General features: G+C 72.0%; 1 protein-coding gene. It reads left to right on the top strand.

Annotated elements, in window-relative coordinates:
* Positions 1–2,679 (top strand): condensation domain-containing protein (locus ACGFZP_RS39395; RefSeq protein ID WP_392942295.1); only part of this gene is annotated, 2,679 nt, incomplete at both ends.

Here is a 2,679-nt window from a genome sequence, read left to right as displayed (position 1 = left end):
CCTCACCGCCGAACGCTTCACCGCCAACCCCTACGGCCAACCCGGCGAACGCATGTACCGCACCGGCGACCTCGTCACCTGGCGCCCCGACGGCAGCATCGACTACCTCGGCCGCACCGACCACCAGGTCAAAATCCGCGGCTTCCGCATCGAACTCGGCGAAATCGAAACCGCACTCACCACCCACCCCGCCATCACCCACGCCACCGTCCTCGCCCGCGAAGACACCCCCGGCGACAAACGCCTCATCGCCTACATCGTCCCGACCACGGCCACCGAGCAGGACTCCGAACTCGTCTCCGCAGCACGCGAGCACCTCCGGAAGTCCCTGCCCGACTACATGGTCCCGAGCGCGATCGTGGTGCTGGAGGCCCTGCCGCTGACGGCCAACGGCAAGCTCGACCGCAACGCCCTCCCCGCCCCGAACTACACCACCACCACCGCAGGACGCGCACCCTCGTCGCGGCAGGAGGAGATCCTCTGCGGCGTCTTCGCCGAGGTGCTCGGCGTGGCCTCGGTGGGCGTGGACGACAGCTTCTTCGAGCTCGGCGGCCACTCGCTGCTCGGGACCCGGCTGATGAGCCGGATCCGCGCGGTGCTGGGTGTCGAGGTCGGCATCCGCGCCCTGTTCGAGGCCCCGACCGTCGCCGGCCTGGCCGCCCGTCTGAGCGGGGCCGACGCCGCCCGACCCGCGCTGACCGCGGGCGAGCGCCCGAGCATGGTGCCGCTGTCCGCCGCCCAGCGCCGGCTCTGGTTCCTCGGCGAGCTCGAAGGACCCAGCGCCACCTACAACATCGCCACCGCGCTGCGGCTGACGGGCGCCCTGGACCGGGACGCCCTGCGGGGCGCGCTGCACGACGTGGTGACCCGCCACGAAGTCCTGCGCACCGTCTACCCGACCCACAACGGGCAGCCCCACCAGCGCATCCTCGAAGCGACGGCGGTCGCCCTCGACCTGCCCGTCACCTCGCTTACCGGGGCCGAGCTGGAGCAGGCCCTCGCCGACGCGGCCGGGTACGTCTTCGACCTGTCCACCGAAGTACCGCTGCGCGCCGAGCTGTTCAGCGCCTCCGCGGACGAGCACGTGCTCGTCCTGGTCGTGCACCACATCGCGGGCGACGGCTGGTCCATGGGCCCGCTCGCCCGCGACATCTCCGAGGCCTACGCCGCCCGGCTCGACGGCGCCGCCCCCGCGTGGCAGCCGCTGCCCGTGCAGTACGCCGACTACACCCTGTGGCAGCAGCAGCTCCTCGGCGAGGACACCGACCCCGAGAGCGTGCTGTCCCAGCAGCTCACCCACTGGCGCAAGGCCCTGGCCGACCTGCCGGAAGAGCTCCAGCTGCCCACCGACCGCCCCCGCCCGGCCGTCGCCACCCACCAGGGCGCGACCTACGACCTGAACCTGTCCGCCGAGCTGCACCAGCAGCTCAGCGACCTGGCCCGCTCCCGCGGCGTGACCCTGTTCATGGTCCTCCAGGCCGGACTCGCGACCCTGCTCAACCGTCTGGGCGCGGGGACGGACATCCCCGTAGGCACGCCCATCGCCGGACGCACCGACGAAGCCCTCGACGACCTGGTCGGCTTCTTCGTCAACACCCTGGTCATGCGCACCGACCTCAGCGGCGACCCGACGTTCGCCGCTCTCCTCGCCCGCGTCCAGGACGCCGGCCTCGGCGCCTTCTCGAACCAGGACATCCCGTTCGAGCGCCTCGTCGAGGAGTTGGCCCCCACCCGTTCGATGGCCCGGCACCCGCTGTTCCAGGTCATGCTCACCCTTCAGAACAACACCGAGGCCACCCTCGAACTCCCGGGCCTCGCAACCGAACTGCTCCCCGCAGGGCAGCCCCCGGCCAAGTTCGACCTGGACTTCCAGCTCGGCGAGCGCTTCGACGGACAGGGCCGGGCCGCCGGTCTCCACGGCTGGGTCACCTTCGCGACCGACCTGTTCGACCACGCGACGGTCGAGGCCGTCGCCCAGCGCTTCACCCGGGTGCTGGAGGCCGTCGCCGCCGACCCCGAGCAGCCCGTCAGCCGGATCGAGATCCTGGACCAGGCCGAGCGTCGGCAGCTCCTGACCGAGTGGAACGACACCGCTCAGGACCTGCCGGCCGCGACGCTGCCGGAGCTCTTCCAGGCCCAGGTCACCCGCACCCCGGATGCCACCGCCCTCGTCTTCGGCGACACCGAACTCACCTACGCGGAGCTCAACGAGCGCGCCAACCGCCTCGCCCACCTCCTGACCGAGCACGGCGTCCGCCCGGAGACCCTCGTCGGCGTCCACATGGAACGCTCCACCGACCTCGTCATCTCCCTGCTCGCCATCCTCAAGGCCGGCGGCGCCTACCTGCCGATCGACCCCAACTACCCCACCGAGCGCATCACCTACATGCTCGGCGACGCCCGGCCCGCCCTGGTCATCACCAGGTCCGCCCAGGACACCCTCCCCGACGGCACCGCCCGGATCGCCCTCGACGACCCCGACACCCTCACCCGCCTCGCCGGACTCGACACCGCAAACCCCCGGCCCGGCCTGCAGCCGAACCACCCCGCCTACGTCATCTACACCTCCGGCTCCACCGGCCGCCCCAAGGGCGTCGTCGTCCCCCACCACGGCCTCGCCAGCCTCACCACCGGCCAGATCGACCGCTTCGCCGTCGAACCCACCAGCCGCGTCCTCCA

It is taken from the genome of Kitasatospora sp. NPDC048239 (assembly GCF_043202015.1).
GTDB lineage: Bacteria > Actinomycetota > Actinomycetes > Streptomycetales > Streptomycetaceae > Kitasatospora.
This window is presented reverse-complemented; position numbering and strand designations above follow the sequence as displayed.